Origin of the sequence: Microbacterium sp. BF1 (genome assembly GCF_019279095.1) — a bacterium.
Taxonomy (GTDB): domain Bacteria; phylum Actinomycetota; class Actinomycetes; order Actinomycetales; family Microbacteriaceae; genus Microbacterium; species Microbacterium maritypicum.
The window spans coordinates 1-1414 of record NZ_JAGYWT010000597.1 but is presented as its reverse complement, the minus strand read 5'-3'; the positions used below and the strand labels follow the sequence as shown (position 1 = coordinate 1414).

General features: G+C 69.9%; 2 protein-coding genes and 2 pseudogenes. 3 read left to right on the top strand and 1 reads right to left on the bottom strand.

The genetic code is table 11. The features are described from left to right. The 3 genes and pseudogenes from KZA10_RS15255 to KZA10_RS18335 form a co-directional block, all read left to right on the top strand. Positions 1–405, top strand: a 405-nt coding sequence (locus tag KZA10_RS15255) for an alpha/beta fold hydrolase (RefSeq protein WP_218683309.1), incomplete at its 5' end; no start/stop codon positions are given. Further along, the gene (locus tag KZA10_RS15250) at positions 383–964 is read left to right on the top strand and encodes a TetR/AcrR family transcriptional regulator (protein ID WP_218683308.1); all 582 of its coding nucleotides are present in this window, start codon (positions 383–385) and stop codon (positions 962–964) included. The genes KZA10_RS15255 and KZA10_RS15250, both read left to right, overlap by 23 nt. 2 nt (positions 965–966) lie before the next feature. Beyond that, positions 967–1284: pseudogene (locus tag KZA10_RS18335) on the top strand (alpha/beta fold hydrolase); the annotation flags it as partial. A gap of 47 nt (positions 1285–1331) precedes the next feature. Here the strand turns inward: KZA10_RS18335 and KZA10_RS18835 are convergent. Then, a pseudogene (locus KZA10_RS18835) lies at positions 1332–1388 on the bottom strand (hypothetical protein); the annotation flags it as partial. Positions 1389–1414: the final 26 nt, after the last annotated feature.

The following is a 1414-nucleotide window of genomic DNA, read 5'->3' as shown; positions in this document are numbered from 1 at the left end:
CGCAACCGCTCCGCGATGGAACGCGGCCTCGGCGACCTGGTGCGCACTCCGCAGGCACGGACTCCCGAACTCGTCGAGGCCGTGCTCACCGAGGCCGCCGTCGGCACCGGTCTGGAGACCTTCGCACAGTGGCAGCACAATCAGGTGCTCTGGAATCGTCTGCGCACGCTCTACACCCCGCACCTGCCATCGATCACGACGCCCACGCTCCTCGTGCACGGTGATCGCGACTCGGGAGTCCCGCTCGCGCGCATCCGCACCGCCGCCGAGCTGCTGCCCGCGGGGTCGCTGGTGACCGTTCCCGGTGCCGGCCACTGGGTGCAGCGCGATCGTCCGGACGTCGTCATCCCCGCGATGCTCGACCACCTGGAGAGGACCACCGATGCCCCGCCCCCGCGTCCCTGACCGTCGCGACCGCATCCTCGATGCCGCGGAGGAACTCGTGCTCGCCCACGGGTTCGACGCCATGAGCGTGGCGTCGATCGCCGACCGTGCGGGGATCGGCAAAGGCGCGGTCTATCTGGAGTTCGCCGGCAAGCGCGAGATCCTGGATGCGCTCCTGCAGCGCGGCACGACGCGCATGAACGACCGTGTGAGCCGTGAGCTGGGTGACCGACCGCGACTGAGTGCGGCGTATCGCGCGAGCGCCCGCGCCCTGAGCGACGACGCGCTGATGACGGCGGCTTTCCTCGACGATCGCGGCATCCTCGGGGAACACGTGGCGGAGGTCACCGACGGCCGGTATCGCGATCGGCAGCGACGCGTGATCGAGTGGCTCCGCGCGCTGCAGGACCGGGGGGAGATCGTGGCGGACGTGGACGTCGAGGCGCTCGCCCTGGCACTGTCGAGCGCTTCGATCGGGCTGCTCTCCGCGGCGCGACTGCTCGGCCCGTTCGAGCCCGGCCACCTCGAACGGGCCATCGACACGATCGGCCGCATGGCCGAGACCTTCGAGAGGGACTGACCATGCACGTCGAGACCTTCGGCGCCCGCGACGGGCATCCGCTGCTGCTCCTGCACGGCGGAGGCGTCGCCGGATGGATGTGGGAGCCGTTGCGCACCCATCTCGGCGAGGGCGTACGCGTCATCGTCCCCGACCTGCCCGGTCACGGACGCAGCGCAGACGAGACCTATGTCTCTCACACGGCGACGACCACGGCACTCGCCCGCGTGCTGGAGCAGGAGGGCCGAACAGCGACCATCGTCGGGTTCTCGCTCGGGGCGCAGCTGACCGTGCAGCTCGCCGCGCTGCATCCCGACCGCGTGGGGAATGCCGTCGTCATCAGCTGGGCGATGCTGGAGGTGTTGATGACTGAGCCTTCGGCCTTCAGCACGTGGGGAAGCAGCAGGTTCGTGAGCAGGAACGGCGCCAGGTGGTTGACCTGCATGGTCTTCTCGAAGCCGTCGACCGTCG

Excerpts from the sequence above, each read along its gene's own strand:
- KZA10_RS15250 (WP_218683308.1), top strand. The coding sequence starts at position 383 with ATGCCCCGCCCCCGCGTCCCTGACCGTCGCGACCGCATCCTCGATGCC.